Here is a 14,374-nt window from a genome sequence, read left to right as displayed (position 1 = left end):
ACTGGACGTTACGGCTGTTCAGTGTTCAGCCGGGTTGTCCAGATTCTGGACAGTGTCTGGTGATATTCGCGCTACCCAAACCAGGATTGTGAACAACCACTGAACGGAGGGGATTCAGTCATCCCGGCTTTTGCTGTACTGTATAAAAAAACAGTTAATGGTTGAGCTGCACCGGTTTATGCGCCTGTTTATTGCTGAAAAGCCGTCCCTTGGACGCGCCATCGCCGACGTTTTGCCCAAACCCCATCAGAAGGGGGATGGCTTTGTTCGTTGTGGAAACGGCGACGTGGTGAGCTGGTGTATTGGCCATTTGCTGGAGCAGGCCGAGCCGGATGCCTACAACCCCTTGTTCAAACAATGGCGGCTGGATCATCTGCCGATTGTGCCGGAGCAATGGCTGTTACAACCCAAAACCCAGACTCGCAAACAGCTGACGGTATTACGGGGGCTGGTAAAAGAAGCCAGTGAACTGGTGCACGCCGGAGACCCCGACCGTGAAGGCCAGTTGCTGGTGGACGAGGTGGTCAGTTATCTCAAGGTGCCAGCCTCCAAACGCCAGGCCATGCAGCGTTTGCTGATCAGCGACCTGAATCCGGAAGCCGTGAAGCGAGCGTTAGGACAGCTGCGGCCCAACCGTGATTTTGCCGCCTTGTCGATTTCGGCACTGGCTCGCAGCCGGGCCGACTGGTTGTACGGCATCAATCTGACCCGTGCCTCGACCGTGCGCGGTCGTCAGGGCGGTGTGCAACAGGTGTTGTCGGTGGGGCGGGTGCAAACCCCGGTACTGGGGCTGGTGGTGCGCCGGGATCAGGAAATCCGCGACTTTGTGACCCGGCCGTTTTACGAAGTGCGCGCCGCCATTCATATGAGTGCTGAACAGCCGCTGGCATTTTATGCCGTATGGCAACCGAGCGAAGCCTGTGCGGCTCATCAGGATGAAGACGGGCGGGTGTTAAATCCGAAACTGGCCCAGAACGTCGCCAGCCGTATTCGCCAGCAACCGGCGCAGGTAACCGAAGCCTCCGACCGTAATGGCCAGCAAGCGGCACCGTTGCCTTATAACCTGTCGGCACTGCAAATCGATGCTGCCAAGGCATTTGGCCTCAGCGCCCAACAGGTTCTGGACGCCTGTCAGAGTCTGTATGAAAAACATCAGCTGATTACGTACCCGCGCTCCGATTGCCGTTATCTGCCAGAAGACCACTTTGAGCGGCGGCAGGCGGTATACAGCGCCATTGGCCATAACCTGCCGGACTTCAGCAGTGTGCTGCAGGGCGCGGATCTGAGCCTGCGCAGCAAATGCTGGAATAACAGCAAGGTAGAAGCACACCACGCCATTATTCCTACCGAAAAACGGGCGTCGCTGGCGAGCCTCGGGCTGGCCGAAAAACAGCTGTATGGCATGTTGGCGCGTCAGTATCTGCTGCAGTTTTATCCACCGTTCCGTTATTGCGACCGTCGTATCGAGTTATTGATTGCCGGCGGTCGGTTTGTGGCCAGTCAGCGTCAGCCGCTGGAAGCGGGCTGGAAAGCCGCGATGCCGGGTGGTTTGCGGCAGGCCGAGCAGGACTCCGGAGAAGACAGTAACAACAGCCGTTTGCCCTTGCCGAAGCTGCAAGCAGGGCAGACGTTATGGAGCGGTGAACCACTGGTGGACGAAAAACATACCCAGCCACCGGCGCATTTCACCGATGCCACCTTGCTGGCGGCGATGACGGGGATTGGTCGTTTTGTACAGGACAACAGTCTGCGCAAGATTCTGCGTGATACCGATGGCCTCGGCACTGAAGCGACCCGCGCCAGTATCATCGAGTTATTGTTCAAACGCCGGTTTTTACAGCGCCAGGGCAAGGCGATTCATGCCACCGCCCTGGGAGCCGCACTGATCAACGCGCTGCCGACCAGTACCACCGTGCCAGACATGACCGCCCACTGGGAACGTCAGCTGGCCGACATCAGTGAGCGGCAGCTGGGTTACGACGGATTTATGCAACCGTTACAGCAACAGCTGCAACAGCTGGTGGCAGAAGCCTGCCGGTTGGATATCAGCCGTTTTGCCGGATTGGGAGCATCGGCGACGTCGGGTGCAGGCGGTGGTGAAAACGCTGGTAAATTCAAAGGCCGATCAACACGCAAGAGTGGCGGTGGACGTAGTGGGTTCAAACGTTCGGGGAATAAAACGGCGGTCGCCGAGGGTGAAACGGCCACTGGGGATACCACCAAAGCGGCTCCACGGCGGCGGCGTCAGAGTCGCAAGACCTCAGGCTGAACGGGCGCTGTAAGCCCGTGACAGGTGATTCATCAGAGACTTGATCAGCCCTTGCTGGCGATGAACTCGTGGTGCCTGTGGTTCTGCCTGGGCCTGGCGATTCACCCGTTCAACAAAACCGGATGCCACCGAAGCGGCATAAAAACGCTCTACTTCCAGCATCGGGACTTCGAGAATCTTGCTGGCCAGAAAGACCGAGGTTGGACGCGCAGTAAAAAGTGCTGCCATACGCAGTGCGGCCGGATTCACGGTGACCCGACTGAAATTGGGCCAGCGTGACAGGTGCACCACATCATCACGACGGCAGCCATAAAACAGGTTAAAACGGGCGGCTGAGTTGGCATCAAAACAGTTGTAAACCAGTTCCCACCAGAACTCGGCCAGTGGTCGACCATGTACGGCCAGTTGGTCGCGGATAGTTTGGGCTGGCACGTCTTCAATCATTAACAAGCCTCCATGGAGGTCAGGTTGCAGCAAGCCTGGCAGGATACGGTCGGGGTCAATCCAGAGTTCATTAACAAAGTCGAGGAATACCGTTGAACCACCTGCGTGGAGTTTCAGGCAGTGGCGGCTGCGGTGAGCCTGTTCAATCTGTTCTACAAAACGTTCGCGAGAATACTGACCTTCCGACACAGAAGTTGAGACGATAGGCTTCATTGCTGATTGCCTCTTTGTAGGATTGTCCTGATTTATATTGCATCACATATGCCAGTTGCGGTTTAAAACTGCAAGTGAGATACCATTATGAATTTATTTGATAATAATTCGCAATTGATGCTGTTATTTTTAGCTATATTGGCAGGTTGGTCTTTGCCGAAATGTGATGGAATTCAAAGGATGTCACCGCGTAGCGGCGGGCATTGGTCAGAGTGGCATTAATTGATACAAATCAAATGCCGTTTTATCAGGTCGGCAAAGAAGACATTGAGAGTCTGGTCGGTATTGGTGACAAGGTCGTTACTGGTTAAGTGATGGCCTGTTTTATGGCTCTTTATGGTGCATAATCTGCCATCAGGAATTGAACTGGTGCGAGAATTTGTTTTATTGATCCTGTTATTGCTTCACAAGTGCTCTGTGATTGTGCAAATCAGCAGATAAAATCGTCTATTAATATCCATGTTGGCAGTTCCGGTCTGGCTGGGTGAATTGTTGAATCAATGGCAACGATTGATCCGCAGCCATTCTCTTCTTACCGGCTCTGCCACTGCGGAGGAAATCCCCCGCAGTGGCATCTGCCGGGCGACCGGATGCCGTCAGATATGGTCGCTGTGCAATTGCGTAAACAGCCCGGTACGACTGGCTTGCCAGGCCGGTATGGCGGCAACCAGCAGACACACCAGCAACATCATGCACATTAACGGCAGGATTTGCGCATTGGCCAGCAGGGGGGCCAGACCAATCCCGGTAACGCCGCTTAACCAGTTGGCAGCCAGCGCCAGCCCTCCGGCACTGGCAGCAATCGCTGCCAGCAAGGCCAGACCACTGATCAGCAACACTTCCATTTCAATCAGCATAAACAGGGTAAACGGGCTGGCACCCAGTGAGCGCAAGGTGGCCAGTTCGGTCTGACGCTGGCGAGTCGACAGCAACAGCAGGGTAGTCATCCCCAGTACCGACGATGCCAGCACCAGCAGGGCAATGGCCCTCAGGCTGCTTTCGATCCAGCCGAGGTTTTCCCACAGCAGGCCCAGCTCCAGTCCGGGCAGAATCGCCAGCAGGGCTTCATCTGGATATTCGTTGATAAAACGCTGCACCTTGAACGCCAGTGGTCGTTGCGTCAGCCCCACCAGGGCGGCACTGACTTCATCGTGATGAGCGCCAGCCATGTGTTCGTGCATGTGTTCCATGCCTTCCAGATCAATCAGCAGGGTCTGATCCACAGGAGTGCCGGTGGGCTTCAGAATGCCACTGACAATAAACGGGTGATCATCGTGATGGCTGAAACTGGTATGGCCCTGACCGTGCGCCAGCACCACCTTGTCGCCCGTCTGGTAACCCAGTTGGCGGGCCACATCGGCGCCCAGCACCACGTCAGTTTCAGCACTGAACCAGTGACCACTGCTTATTTCCAATGGGTGTTGCTGGCCATAGTGGAAGTGCTCAAGAAAACCGGCGTTGGTCGCCAGTACCCGGTAGCCCTTGTGGGAGTCGCCCATCGACAGCGGCACCACCCATTCCACGCCTTTTTGCTGGCGAATGGTCTCCAGGCTGTCGAGGCTGATATTGCGCGATGGGCTGCCGATGCCAAACAGGGAATACAACAGCAGGTTGGTCGAGCCGGTACGGGCTCCAACAATCAGATCGACCCCGGATACGGTGCCATTAAAGGTCGCCCGTACCTCGTGACGGATATGCTCAACGGTGAGCAACACCGCAAACGCCAGCGTGAGGGCCAGAATCACCAGACTGGTGGTGGTTCGGCGGTGCCAGAGACTCTGGCGAGCAATACGCCACAACATGTTATGGCTCCTTACGGGTCAGATCGGAAATGGCCACATCCTGATCGAAGTGACGGGCCAGACGGCGGTCGTGGCTGATCAGCACCAGGCTGGTGTGATCATCAAGGCTGTCGAGCAACAGCTGCATAAAGGCGGTGGCAGATTCCTCGTCGAGCGCCGAGGTGGGTTCATCCGCCAGAATCAGTGCCGGGCGATTGATCAGGGCTCGGGCGATGGCAACCCGCTGCTGCTGGCCAAGGCTCAGGTGTGATGCCATTTGTTCAAACAGTTGGTCGGGCATATCCAGGCGTTGCAACAGCTGGCGAATTTGCTGGTCTGTATCGCTGGTCTGTTTGCCAGCCAGATGCGCTGCCAGACGAATATTGTCGGCGACCGATAAATACGGCAGCAGATGTAACTGCTGGGCGATCAGGCCTATATTGGCGGCCCGAAAACGGTCGCGGGCACTGGCGGACAGACTGGCCATGTTCTGGCCCAGCACTTCGAGTGTGCCGGATTGTGGCAGCATCTGGCCGCTGAGCAGGCGTAGCAACGTCGTTTTGCCACTGCCTGAGCGGCCATGCAAAAACGTACGGCGGCCGGCGGGCACCTGCCAATCGGCAATGGCCAGTGTCGGAACAGCGGCAGACCCATAGGCAAAGCGCAGTTGTTGAATGTTGATAGCCAGCATCATTACCTCGTGGCTGGTGCTCTGATTTTGTTACACTATAACGTAATTGATCTGTAAATACTGCAGGTGTCAGATGATGAAATCGAGTGGCCGTATTGGCCTGTTGTTATTGGCGTTAACCGGCATTGGCAGCGGCTGGCTGTTACCGGCCCAGGCTGAAGCCAAAAGTGCCTACCGCGAGCTGGACTGGGTTGATCTGCTGCCTGCGGATGATCTGGCCTCGCTGGAAGATCGACCGGAGATTCTCGATACCATCGAGGAAGGTTCCGGTACCGATGCCGCCAGCATCAGTTCGTTGATGGAAAGCCAGAAAGGCAAACTCAGCGCCAAGGAAATGGCCCATTTGCAGCGTTATCAGGCCGCTCTGCAATCTGCCCAGACCCGCAACGATGTGCTTAACCAGCCAGTGAAGGTGCCGGGTTTTGTGGTGCCGCTGGAATACGACGACAAACAGCGGATCACCGAGCTGTTCCTGGTGCCGTTTTTTGGTGCCTGTATCCATGTGCCACCACCGCCACCGAACCAGATTATTCATGTGCGTCTGAACAAGCCGGTGAAGCTGGAGTCGCTGTATGACCCGGTATGGCTGGAAGGTTCCCTGAGCGCTGGCAATACCACCACCGAGCTGGGGCAGTCGGCCTACGAAATGGACGTCAAGGCGTTAAAACCGTTTGAGTAATCGGCCAGTATGGCAGCCCCGAACAATCGTTAGGGGCTGAAACTTGTGTGGTCGCAAGGGAATCGATGCCCTTTCCGGGTAGTGGGGATTTATACTGCAGCGGGTCTGGTTCATCAGGGTGAGCCGGATTCGGGCCGACGGTCATGGCAGTGACCGTCGCGCCACCCACTTGAATGGTGTATTGCGAACATCTGGCCGGGGCCAGATATTCACCGTTATCAGCTGAACAGCACCGCGATCCACACCAGTGCACACATCAACAGCGCGACGCTCACCACCGCTGAACCAAGATCCTTGGCCAGACCAGCCATCGGGTTATATTCCGTACCGCCACGATCCACCACCGCTTCAATGGCGGTATTCACCAGTTCCATTGCCAATACAAACAGGCAGGAACAGATCAGCATCACCCATTCCATCAGGGTATCAGCAACGATCAGACTGAGAGGGAACAAGGCCGCTACTGCCCAGATTTCGTAGCGGAACGCCGGTTCATTACGGTAGGCGGCGCGCAGCCCCTGCCATGAATAACGCGAGGCGTAATAAAAACGTTTCAGTCCTGTGGTTTTGGTTTCCATGAGATAGCCTGTGCTGGCGAAGATAAGTCCGGTGGCAACGCTAGCACAGGAGCCATGACAGTCACAGCACGAAGGTTGCTGATGGCCGCAGGCCGCGCATAATAGGCAACTCGCAGGAATTTTTTGCCGTTTCAACCCGCCAGGATCGCGCCATGAATCAACTCACCAAACCACTGTCCATATACCTCGCTGGTCCGGAAGTATTCCTGCCCGACGCCGTAGCGATTGGTGATGCCAAACGGGCGCTCTGCCACCAATACGGCTTTGCCGGTTTGTATCCTCTCGACAATGAAGTACAGGGCAGCAGCCCGCAAAGTCTGGGCTTTGCCATCAGTGCTGCCAACGAAGCCCTGATTCGTGAGGCCGACATCGTGGTTGCCAACCTGACGCCCTTTCGTGGTCCCAGTGCCGATGTGGGAACCGTTTATGAACTGGGTCTGGCGCGCGGATTGGGCAAACGGATTGCCGGTTACAGCCATGATCCACGGCTGTACACGCAACGCAGCTGGGAACAATGTGGAGACCCACAACAGCCGTTTACTCCCGGTTCCGTGCGCGACCGTGACGGCCTGGCGATCGAGGAGTTTGGCCTGCACGACAACCTCATGATTGAAGGCGGTATTCTGCTCAGTGGTGGTTTGTTTCTGTGTGCTGGCGTGGATGAAACGATTGTGTCCGGGCCGGATCTGCATCGTCTTGATCTTTTCGAACAGGTGTTGCAGCAATTGGCGGCTGCGCGCGATAACGGTACTTTCTGATAGCGTGGGTAACGGCAACCAGCAGTATTACCAGCATGAGGTGAGTGATGTCTTCAGCTATTCCAGCTGCATTTTGTCAACGTTGATGGCGTGTTAAAGACATTTTGAATAACTCTGCACAACAATGCGCGAGTGCTGTAGTCAACGCCATTCGTGGCTTTCGGGAGGGGGCAACCGGGTGTCGCTGGTTTTTGACTTAGCCCGTTATGCCATCAAATCGGCTCCGTGATTCATCGCCATCCCCATAAGTCAGAGCGGGCACCGAGTTATGCAGAAGGGCCGTTGTATTTGTCGCATGTCGGCCAAAAACCACTACTCATGGCTGAATTGCTGCAAATATATCCTGATCAGGCCGATACCAACCTGCATGGCCCCTGGATGTCGCAAGTGGAGCGGGTTTTGCAGCCCGACAACAGCAAACACTGAATTTACTGCTGTGAGATCATTATGGACACCTTGCTGATCCCATTAACCGGCAGAACGGAGCCACAACCATGAGTGCTGCCGAGTTTTTTATCACCTTGCTGGAAGGTCGGCTACAGGCTGCTGTTGAGCTGATACCTGATCCAGAAAACAGTAATACCACCGGTAACTGGCTGTTGCGTATCCGCTTGATGTACGACGGCGCTGCGGCCGGAGTCACCAGTTTTACCCTGCATAGCCACAGCGCAGAAGAAGCCCGTGACGTCGCCCGTAATATAGGCTCAAACCCATACCTGATGCGGGAGATAGATGAGTTTTTATGGGGCGAGAGTGACTGATCCATCAGTCAACAGCAGGGTTTACTCCAGAGGTCATCAGTCTGCCAGCAGACGCTCGACATCTGGCAACATTCGGCCGGTAAATTCGGTTTGCAGGCGGGCCTTGAGCTGGTGCCAGGCGGCACTTTGTTCGTCCGTTGTGAGCCAGGAGTCGAGGGCTGCGCGCACTTGCACCGCATCAGCATCGGCGGCAATCACCACACCCAGTTCGCGCAGAGACTGAGCGAAATCTTCCAGATCAATCAGATCAGCAATCATCATGGTTATGTTCCTTTCATACAGCAGCCGGCACAGGGGGAGTCCGGATTGTGGTCTGGTTATCACACAAAACCAGAAGGTGCGCTGATCTGGAAGCGACCTTGCAGGGGTTAAATGCGTCGGAATGGGCCAAAGCCCATTTTCACATATCAAACTCCCGGAAATGAACGTAAATCCATGCGGAATCTGTTATGTCTGAATCGACCAAATGAATACTTCGAGCTACTATATTTGAAACAATAAAAATAACGGATATATCATGCTGTCAGAGTTTCTGAACCACGCAAGAGTTTGTTTCAATACAACGCCAGATGAAGTGTCTGCCTATGTGAATCGGCATGTGGGAAATCATAATATATCGTTGTTATCAACTCCCACGGAAACATCCAGGCTGTCTTTCTGTGAATTCTCGGATATTGGACTTTCCAGAATATCCTATGGTAATCGGTTGAGAGTCAGCTGTCCGGATTTGGAAAATGTTTATCATCTGCAGGTAGTGCTGAGTGGTGAATGCCAATGGCAGTTCAACGACAGTCGTGTGGTGTTGTTTGGCGGTCAGGCGTTGATGATGAACCCTGGTGAAAAGATGGATCTGATCTATTCCGCTGATTGTGAAAAGCTGATCATCCGGGTACCGGAACCGGTATTGAGCTCGACCTGTATGGAGCATCTGGGGGCGGTGCCGCGTTCTGGTGTGAGGTTCGATCGTCAGGTGGTGGATGTTAGCCAATCACGAGCGTTGTTGTCGTTTATTGAAGCGGTGTTACATGAGGCTGCGGAAGACAGTGATATGTGTCTGGGTGGCTTGTCCCGACATTATCGGGATCTGTTGTTGCGCAAGCTGTTGAATACCTTTCACAGCAATGTGCTGGACTTTGACCAGCCAGCGAGCATCAAGGATAAAACCCTTGAGCGTGTGTTGAGGCACATTGATCACAACATCAAGGAAGATCTGACCGTTGAGGAGCTGGCACAGGTCTCCGGCATCAGCGTTCGCAAATTGTATTATCTGTTCACCCGCTATTTTGCGACTACGCCCAAATTGCTGATCAAACAGCGCAAGCTGAATGCCATTCATCGTGATCTGTCGTCGAATCCGTCTATTCGTAACGTAACTGAGGCGGCACTGGAATATTCATTTACGCATCTTGGGCGTTTCTCATCCGATTACCGCAAGGTGTTTGGTGAATTGCCATCAGACACGCTCAAACGTCGCGAGGGACGTGATTGATATGCCAGGCTCTGATGCAGGCAGCTGCCTGCAGCAGAGCCTGAGCTTTATACGCTCAGATAACTTTCCACTTCTGACATATTTTCCAGCAGCTGCTGGCTGTTACCGCTGAAGGCTACGCGTCCCTTGACCAGCACCACGTGCTGGTCACACAGGGTTTTCAGTACCTGGATGTTTTTATCGACAATCAGGGTCGAGATACCACTCTGCTTGATCAGCCGGATCACGTCCCAGATCTCCTTACGAATCAGCGGTGCCAAACCTTCGGTGGCTTCGTCGAGAATCAGCAGATCCGGATTGGTCAGCAGCGCCCGGCCAATGGCCAGCATCTGCTGCTCTCCACCGGAAAGCTGGGTGCCGAGGTTATCAAGACGTTCGCCCAGACGCGGGAACAAGGCCAGCACCCGGTCGTAATCCCACTGGGTTTCACCACGGTCGTTGGGGCGATTGGCCATTTGCAGATGTTCCCGCACCGTCAGGTTGTGGAACATGCCGCGTCCTTCCGGCACATAGGCAATACCTCGACGCATGCGTTGCCAGGTTGGCAGCGCATCCAGACGCTGGCCCTTGAAACTGACCTCGCCACTGCGCGGCGTCACCACCCCCAGCAGGGATTTCAGGGTGGTGGTTTTGCCCATGCCGTTACGGCCCATCAGGCTCACCGCCTGCCCCGGTTCGATGCACAGATCAACGCCATGCAGAATATGACTGGCCCCATAAAGGGTGTGCAGTCCACGTACTTCCAGCAGATGTGTGCTCATCAGAATACCTCGTCGCCCTGGCCCAGATAGGCTTCCTTCACCCGTACATCATCACGAACTTCGTCCACCGTGCCCGTGACCAGATGCTGGCCGTTCACCATCACCGTGAGCTGGTCGGAGAGTTCAAACACCGCGTCCATATCGTGCTCGACCAGCACGATGCAGTAGTCGGATTTGAGGTTCTTGAGCAGGTCGATAATCAGTTGTGACTCTTCATGGCCCATCCCGGCCATGGGTTCATCGAGCAGCAATACCGATGGCGCCGTCGCCAGTACCATGGCGATTTCCAGCTGCCGCTGTTCGCCATAACTGATTTTGGCGGCCACCGTATCACGCCGCGATCCCAGCCCGACCCGCTGCAGGGCTTCGTCGGCAATCTCTTTCAGCAGCTGGTCGTTATGACGCCAGCGGAAGATATTGAAGTTGCCGCCAATACGACGCTGGGCCGCAATGCAGCAGTTTTCCAGACAGGTCGCGGAGGGATAGATATTGGTTTTCTGAAAACCCCGGCCAATCCCCCGACGGGCAAACTCGTAGGGCTTGATGGAATCAATGGCTTCGCCGTTGTGCAGAATCCGCCCGGAAGTGGGTTCATAAGTGCCACACAAGAGGTTCAGCAGCGTGCTTTTACCGGCGCCATTGGGGCCAACAATGCCATGCAGACTGTTGGCCCGGAACGCCAGGTTCATATTGTCGAGGGCCTTGATCCCCCCCCAGTATTTGCACAGTGCCTCGGTTTCGAGAACGATGTCATGGCTCATGAACGCTTCTCCAGCAACGACTCCAGGAACCCGGCAATACCGGACTTGAACAGCATGACCAGGGCGATGATGAAAATCCCCATCAGCAACAACCAGTGTTCGGTCAGATGTTCGAGGCTGTAATGCAGACCTTCATACACCAGCGTGCCCATAATGGCGCCGTAAATCGTGCCCATACCGCCGAGGATCGACATCACCAGAGCAGTGCCGGACAGCTGCCACGACAGCATTGACGGATTCACGTAGCCGTACTGCAGGGCAAACAGATAACCGGCGTAGGCGCCCAGCGCCGATGCCATGGCATAACTGGCAAGACGGAACAGAAAGATGTTGTAACCCAGCGCGGTGGTACGCTGCGGGTTTTCACGAATGGCATCCATCACACGCCCGAAACGCGAGCGCAATACCATGCGGAAAAACACCAGACAGTTAAACAGCGACAGCAAGCAGAAATAATAGAAGTGGGTAACGTTATCAAGATCGAAAAAACTCAATCCGAATATACTGGTCTCCGGTTTTATATAAATAAACAGGCCGTCATTACCGCCCCAGTGAATGGAGTCGGAAAAGAAATAAAAACACATCTGGGCAATGGCAAGGGTAATCATGATCATATAAATACCGCTGGTACGCAGTACCACAACCCCCACAATCAGGGCGATGGCTGCCGCAATCACACAGATATAAAAGGTATAAACCCAGAAGTTAACGGTTTCGTATTCCGGTGCCAGCATCACAAACAGATAACCACCGAGGCCATAAAACATCGAATGACCCAGCGTTACCATGCCACAACGGCCAATCAGGTAATCCAGAGACATCACAAAGATCGCCAGAATCACCACGGTAGTGATCTTGCTGACATAGAACTCATTTTGTTCAAGAAACAGCGGCGCCAGCAGTGCCAGCGGGAAAAACACCCAGAAAAACCAGGCTTCGGTCTTGTTGGTCAAAAACATATCGCGCTCCCCGCCTTCAGTTCGAGAACAGGCCCTGTGGCTTGATCAACAGGATCACCGCCATCAGGATGTAAACAATCATGCTGGCCACATCCGGCACCACTACCGATGCAAAGGTGTCCACCACGCCCACCAGCAATGCCCCCACCAGCGCTCCCTTGATAGAGCCCATGCCGCCGATCACCACCACCACAAAGCAGGAGATCAGCACATGTTCCCCCATACCCGGCACGATCGAGGCCATCGGCGCCGCGACAACACCGGCGATGGTGGCCAGCATCACCCCCGCACCAAACACGATGGTGTAGAGGCGGCTGATATCCACCCCCAGGCACTCCACCATTTCACGGTTGGATTCGCCGGCCCGGATTAACATGCCCAGACGGGTGCGGTTGATGACGAAATAGAGTGCCGCTGCAATGGCAACACAGAACAACGCCACAAAAATCCGGTAAACCGGATACTCCACCACGCCGGTCAGGTGCAATGAGCCAGACAAAGCATCCGGAACATCAACACCCAGTGGGTCGTTCCCCCACAACAGGCTTTGCAAGGCGTTGAACACAAAGATCATGCCGATGGTCAGCAGCACCTGATCCAGGTGATTACGTTTGTACATACGGCAGATCAGGGTACGTTCGATCAGTACCCCCAGCATCAGCGCGATCACTGCCGAGATCACCGCGCTGAACAGAAAACTCTCCGTTCCCTGGAAGAAGTACCAGGCCAGATAGGCGCCCACCATGTACATGGAACCGTGCGCCAGATTGAGAATGCCCATCACCCCGAACACCAGCGTCAGGCCGGAGGCGATCAGAAACAGCAGCAGGCCGTATTGCAGGCCGTTGAGCAACTGCACCAGAAAAATTGCCAGATCCATAAAATCCAGTCCGCTATCAAATCAAGTAAACGCGGCTGTGATTAACAGCCGCAGACCAGAACAAGGATCAGAGTTTGCAGCCGCGCGCCGGATCTTCGAGCGCTTCGGCAGCCAGCCCCGTGACCTTGTTGACACCGTTTTCAACGGTACGCAGGTAGATGTTCTGGATCGGATTGTGGGAGCGGGAGAAGTGGAACTTGCCGCGCGGGCTGTCGATGACAGCACTTTCCATGGCCTTGATCAGAGCACCCTGATCCGCGGTGTTGCCGTTGGTGGCATTCAGAGCCTGGGCAATCAGCAGACCGGCGTCGTAACCCTGAACGCCATAAATATCAGCCTCCTTGCCAAACTGCTGCTGGTACAACTGACGGAACGCAATATTGGCCGGGTTATCGAGGCTATCTGCATAATGCAGACCAGTAACAATCCCTTCCGCAGCAGCGCCCTGGGCGGCCAGCGTGCCTTCGGTCAGGAAGCCGGAACCCAGCAGCGGGATCTTGCCCTTCAGACCCATGGCATCGTAATCCTTGACGAACTTGACGGCACCGCCGCCAGCGAAGAACACAAACACGGCATCCGGCTTCATGGCGGCAATGTCAGTGATGTAGGACTGGAATTCGGTTTTCGGGAACGGCACCAGAATCTCTTTGACAACCTGGCCACCGCCCTTGGTGAAGGACTCACGGAATGCATCCAGACTTTCTTGTCCCATACCGTAGTTCCAGCTCATGGTCACCACTTTCTTGTAGCCGGATTTCAGCGCCACATCCCCCATCGGATAGGACGGCTGCCAGGCCGAGAACGAGGTACGGAAGACGTTCGGCGCACACAGCGGGCCAGTGGCCGCGTTGGCACCAGCGTTGGGGATAATCATGATCGGCTTCTGGTTGCTCAGCACCTTGAGCATGCCCATGGCAACTCCGGAGTGAACCGGGCCAATCACAAAGTCGGCTTTTTGTTGGCTTAATAACGATGAGGCTTGCTCTGGTGCGCGTTCCGGGCGTGCTTCGGTATCGAGTTCGATGTATTCAATGGTGCGGCCATGTAAAAAAGCTGCATGTTCCTCCAATGCCAATTTCAGACCGTTGCGACCTGCATCACCAAGAGCGGCATACACACCGCTGAAGGGCATCATGATGCCCACTTTGACAGGCTCTTGAACAGCCGACTGTACAAGGCTGCTGATACCAATGGATGTAATAGCCACGACAGTGGCCAGACGACGGAGAATACTTTTATTGTTATTCATGATTCTGCTCTGAGTGAGGTCGTTGGTCTCTCCATTAAAAGGGGTCTTGAACTGCACCAATAGCCAATTACTGCAGCACTCTATCCGTTGGATGCAGGCTT

At 55.0% G+C, this 14,374-nt stretch carries 15 protein-coding genes; 5 read left to right on the top strand and 10 right to left on the bottom strand.

Annotated elements, in window-relative coordinates:
* Nucleotides 1-157 precede the first annotated feature (157 nt).
* Nucleotides 158-2,269 (top strand): DNA topoisomerase III, encoded by a 2,112-nt coding sequence (locus tag OUO13_RS13370; RefSeq protein WP_283174397.1) that lies wholly within the window; start codon nt 158-160, stop codon nt 2,267-2,269.
* Here OUO13_RS13370 and OUO13_RS13365 read toward each other — a convergent pair.
* The 3 genes from OUO13_RS13365 to OUO13_RS13355 all read right to left on the bottom strand — a co-directional run bounded on the left by OUO13_RS13365 (nt 2,261) and on the right by OUO13_RS13355 (nt 5,398).
* Entirely contained in the window at nt 2,261-2,926 is a 666-nt protein-coding gene (locus OUO13_RS13365) for a hypothetical protein (RefSeq protein ID WP_283174396.1), read from the bottom strand. The genes OUO13_RS13370 and OUO13_RS13365 overlap by 9 nt on opposite strands.
* Before the next feature lie 596 nt (nt 2,927-3,522).
* A complete protein-coding gene (locus OUO13_RS13360; protein WP_283174395.1) occupies nt 3,523-4,728 on the bottom strand; it encodes an ABC transporter permease in 1,206 nt (401 codons plus the stop codon).
* Between the two features lies 1 nt (nt 4,729).
* A complete protein-coding gene (locus OUO13_RS13355) occupies nt 4,730-5,398 on the bottom strand; it encodes an ABC transporter ATP-binding protein (protein ID WP_283174394.1) in 669 nt (222 codons plus the stop codon).
* A 73-nt stretch (nt 5,399-5,471) separates the two neighbouring features.
* Between OUO13_RS13355 and OUO13_RS13350 the strand changes: the two genes are divergently transcribed.
* A complete protein-coding gene (locus tag OUO13_RS13350; RefSeq protein ID WP_283174393.1) occupies nt 5,472-6,077 on the top strand; it encodes a DUF3299 domain-containing protein in 606 nt (201 codons plus the stop codon).
* A 218-nt stretch (nt 6,078-6,295) separates the two neighbouring features.
* Here OUO13_RS13350 and OUO13_RS13345 read toward each other — a convergent pair whose 3' ends face one another.
* Nucleotides 6,296-6,655, bottom strand: coding sequence for a diacylglycerol kinase (locus OUO13_RS13345; RefSeq protein ID WP_283174392.1), 360 nt, complete (start codon nt 6,653-6,655; stop codon nt 6,296-6,298).
* Nucleotides 6,656-6,807: 152 nt separating this feature from the next.
* Here OUO13_RS13345 and OUO13_RS13340 point away from each other — a divergent pair, with 152 nt between their 5' ends.
* Together OUO13_RS13340 and OUO13_RS13335 are read left to right on the top strand one after the other, a co-directional pair.
* Complete coding sequence (locus OUO13_RS13340; RefSeq protein WP_283174391.1) at nt 6,808-7,413, top strand: nucleoside 2-deoxyribosyltransferase; 606 nt, start codon at nt 6,808-6,810, stop codon at nt 7,411-7,413.
* A 494-nt stretch (nt 7,414-7,907) separates the two neighbouring features.
* Nucleotides 7,908-8,174, top strand: a complete 267-nt coding sequence (locus tag OUO13_RS13335) for a hypothetical protein (protein ID WP_283174390.1) — start codon at nt 7,908-7,910, stop codon at nt 8,172-8,174.
* Nucleotides 8,175-8,210: 36 nt separating this feature from the next.
* Here OUO13_RS13335 and OUO13_RS13330 read toward each other — a convergent pair whose 3' ends face one another.
* The gene (locus OUO13_RS13330; RefSeq protein ID WP_283174389.1) at nt 8,211-8,435 is read right to left on the bottom strand and encodes a hypothetical protein; all 225 of its coding nucleotides are present in this window, start codon (nt 8,433-8,435) and stop codon (nt 8,211-8,213) included.
* 256 nt (nt 8,436-8,691) lie between these two features.
* Between OUO13_RS13330 and OUO13_RS13325 the strand changes: the two genes are divergently transcribed.
* The gene (locus OUO13_RS13325) at nt 8,692-9,663 is read left to right on the top strand and encodes an AraC family transcriptional regulator (protein WP_283174388.1); all 972 of its coding nucleotides are present in this window, start codon (nt 8,692-8,694) and stop codon (nt 9,661-9,663) included.
* 47 nt (nt 9,664-9,710) lie between these two features.
* On the opposite strand, the gene OUO13_RS13320 is transcribed toward OUO13_RS13325, so the two are convergent.
* The 5 genes from OUO13_RS13320 to OUO13_RS13300 form a co-directional block, all read right to left on the bottom strand.
* On the bottom strand, nt 9,711-10,424 hold the full coding sequence (locus tag OUO13_RS13320; RefSeq protein WP_283174387.1) for an ABC transporter ATP-binding protein: 714 nt from the start codon (nt 10,422-10,424) through the stop codon (nt 9,711-9,713).
* Nucleotides 10,424-11,185, bottom strand: a complete 762-nt coding sequence (locus tag OUO13_RS13315) for an ABC transporter ATP-binding protein (protein ID WP_283174386.1) — start codon at nt 11,183-11,185, stop codon at nt 10,424-10,426. Before OUO13_RS13315 ends, OUO13_RS13320 begins: the two co-directional genes overlap by 1 nt.
* A complete protein-coding gene (locus tag OUO13_RS13310; RefSeq protein ID WP_283174385.1) occupies nt 11,182-12,144 on the bottom strand; it encodes a branched-chain amino acid ABC transporter permease in 963 nt (320 codons plus the stop codon). Before OUO13_RS13310 ends, OUO13_RS13315 begins: the two co-directional genes overlap by 4 nt.
* A 16-nt stretch (nt 12,145-12,160) precedes the next feature.
* Nucleotides 12,161-13,024 (bottom strand): branched-chain amino acid ABC transporter permease, encoded by an 864-nt coding sequence (locus tag OUO13_RS13305; RefSeq protein WP_283174384.1) that lies wholly within the window; start codon nt 13,022-13,024, stop codon nt 12,161-12,163.
* A 67-nt stretch (nt 13,025-13,091) separates the two neighbouring features.
* A complete protein-coding gene (locus OUO13_RS13300) occupies nt 13,092-14,273 on the bottom strand; it encodes an ABC transporter substrate-binding protein (RefSeq protein ID WP_283174383.1) in 1,182 nt (393 codons plus the stop codon).
* Between the last annotated feature and the right edge of the window lie 101 nt (nt 14,274-14,374).

It is taken from the genome of Parathalassolituus penaei (assembly GCF_026626885.1).
In the GTDB taxonomy this organism is placed as follows: domain Bacteria; phylum Pseudomonadota; class Gammaproteobacteria; order Pseudomonadales; family Oceanobacteraceae; genus Oceanobacter; species Oceanobacter penaei.
Note: the sequence above shows the minus strand (reverse complement) of the source record. Positions and strands in the feature narration are given on the sequence as shown.

Bases quoted from the DNA above. Each gene is read 5' to 3' on its own strand.
- OUO13_RS13370 (WP_283174397.1), top strand. From the start codon at position 158: ATGGTTGAGCTGCACCGGTTTATGCGCCTGTTTATTGCTGAAAAGCCG.
- OUO13_RS13365 (WP_283174396.1), bottom strand. From the start codon at position 2,926: ATGAAGCCTATCGTCTCAACTTCTGTGTCGGAAGGTCAGTATTCTCGC.
- OUO13_RS13360 (WP_283174395.1), bottom strand. From the start codon at position 4,728: ATGTTGTGGCGTATTGCTCGCCAGAGTCTCTGGCACCGCCGAACCACC.
- OUO13_RS13355 (WP_283174394.1), bottom strand. From the start codon at position 5,398: ATGCTGGCTATCAACATTCAACAACTGCGCTTTGCCTATGGGTCTGCC.
- OUO13_RS13350 (WP_283174393.1), top strand. From the start codon at position 5,472: ATGATGAAATCGAGTGGCCGTATTGGCCTGTTGTTATTGGCGTTAACC.
- OUO13_RS13345 (WP_283174392.1), bottom strand. From the start codon at position 6,655: ATGGAAACCAAAACCACAGGACTGAAACGTTTTTATTACGCCTCGCGT.
- OUO13_RS13340 (WP_283174391.1), top strand. From the start codon at position 6,808: ATGAATCAACTCACCAAACCACTGTCCATATACCTCGCTGGTCCGGAA.
- OUO13_RS13335 (WP_283174390.1), top strand. From the start codon at position 7,908: ATGAGTGCTGCCGAGTTTTTTATCACCTTGCTGGAAGGTCGGCTACAG.
- OUO13_RS13330 (WP_283174389.1), bottom strand. From the start codon at position 8,435: ATGATGATTGCTGATCTGATTGATCTGGAAGATTTCGCTCAGTCTCTG.
- OUO13_RS13325 (WP_283174388.1), top strand. From the start codon at position 8,692: ATGCTGTCAGAGTTTCTGAACCACGCAAGAGTTTGTTTCAATACAACG.
- OUO13_RS13320 (WP_283174387.1), bottom strand. From the start codon at position 10,424: ATGAGCACACATCTGCTGGAAGTACGTGGACTGCACACCCTTTATGGG.
- OUO13_RS13315 (WP_283174386.1), bottom strand. From the start codon at position 11,185: ATGAGCCATGACATCGTTCTCGAAACCGAGGCACTGTGCAAATACTGG.
- OUO13_RS13310 (WP_283174385.1), bottom strand. From the start codon at position 12,144: ATGTTTTTGACCAACAAGACCGAAGCCTGGTTTTTCTGGGTGTTTTTC.
- OUO13_RS13305 (WP_283174384.1), bottom strand. From the start codon at position 13,024: ATGGATCTGGCAATTTTTCTGGTGCAGTTGCTCAACGGCCTGCAATAC.
- OUO13_RS13300 (WP_283174383.1), bottom strand. From the start codon at position 14,273: ATGAATAACAATAAAAGTATTCTCCGTCGTCTGGCCACTGTCGTGGCT.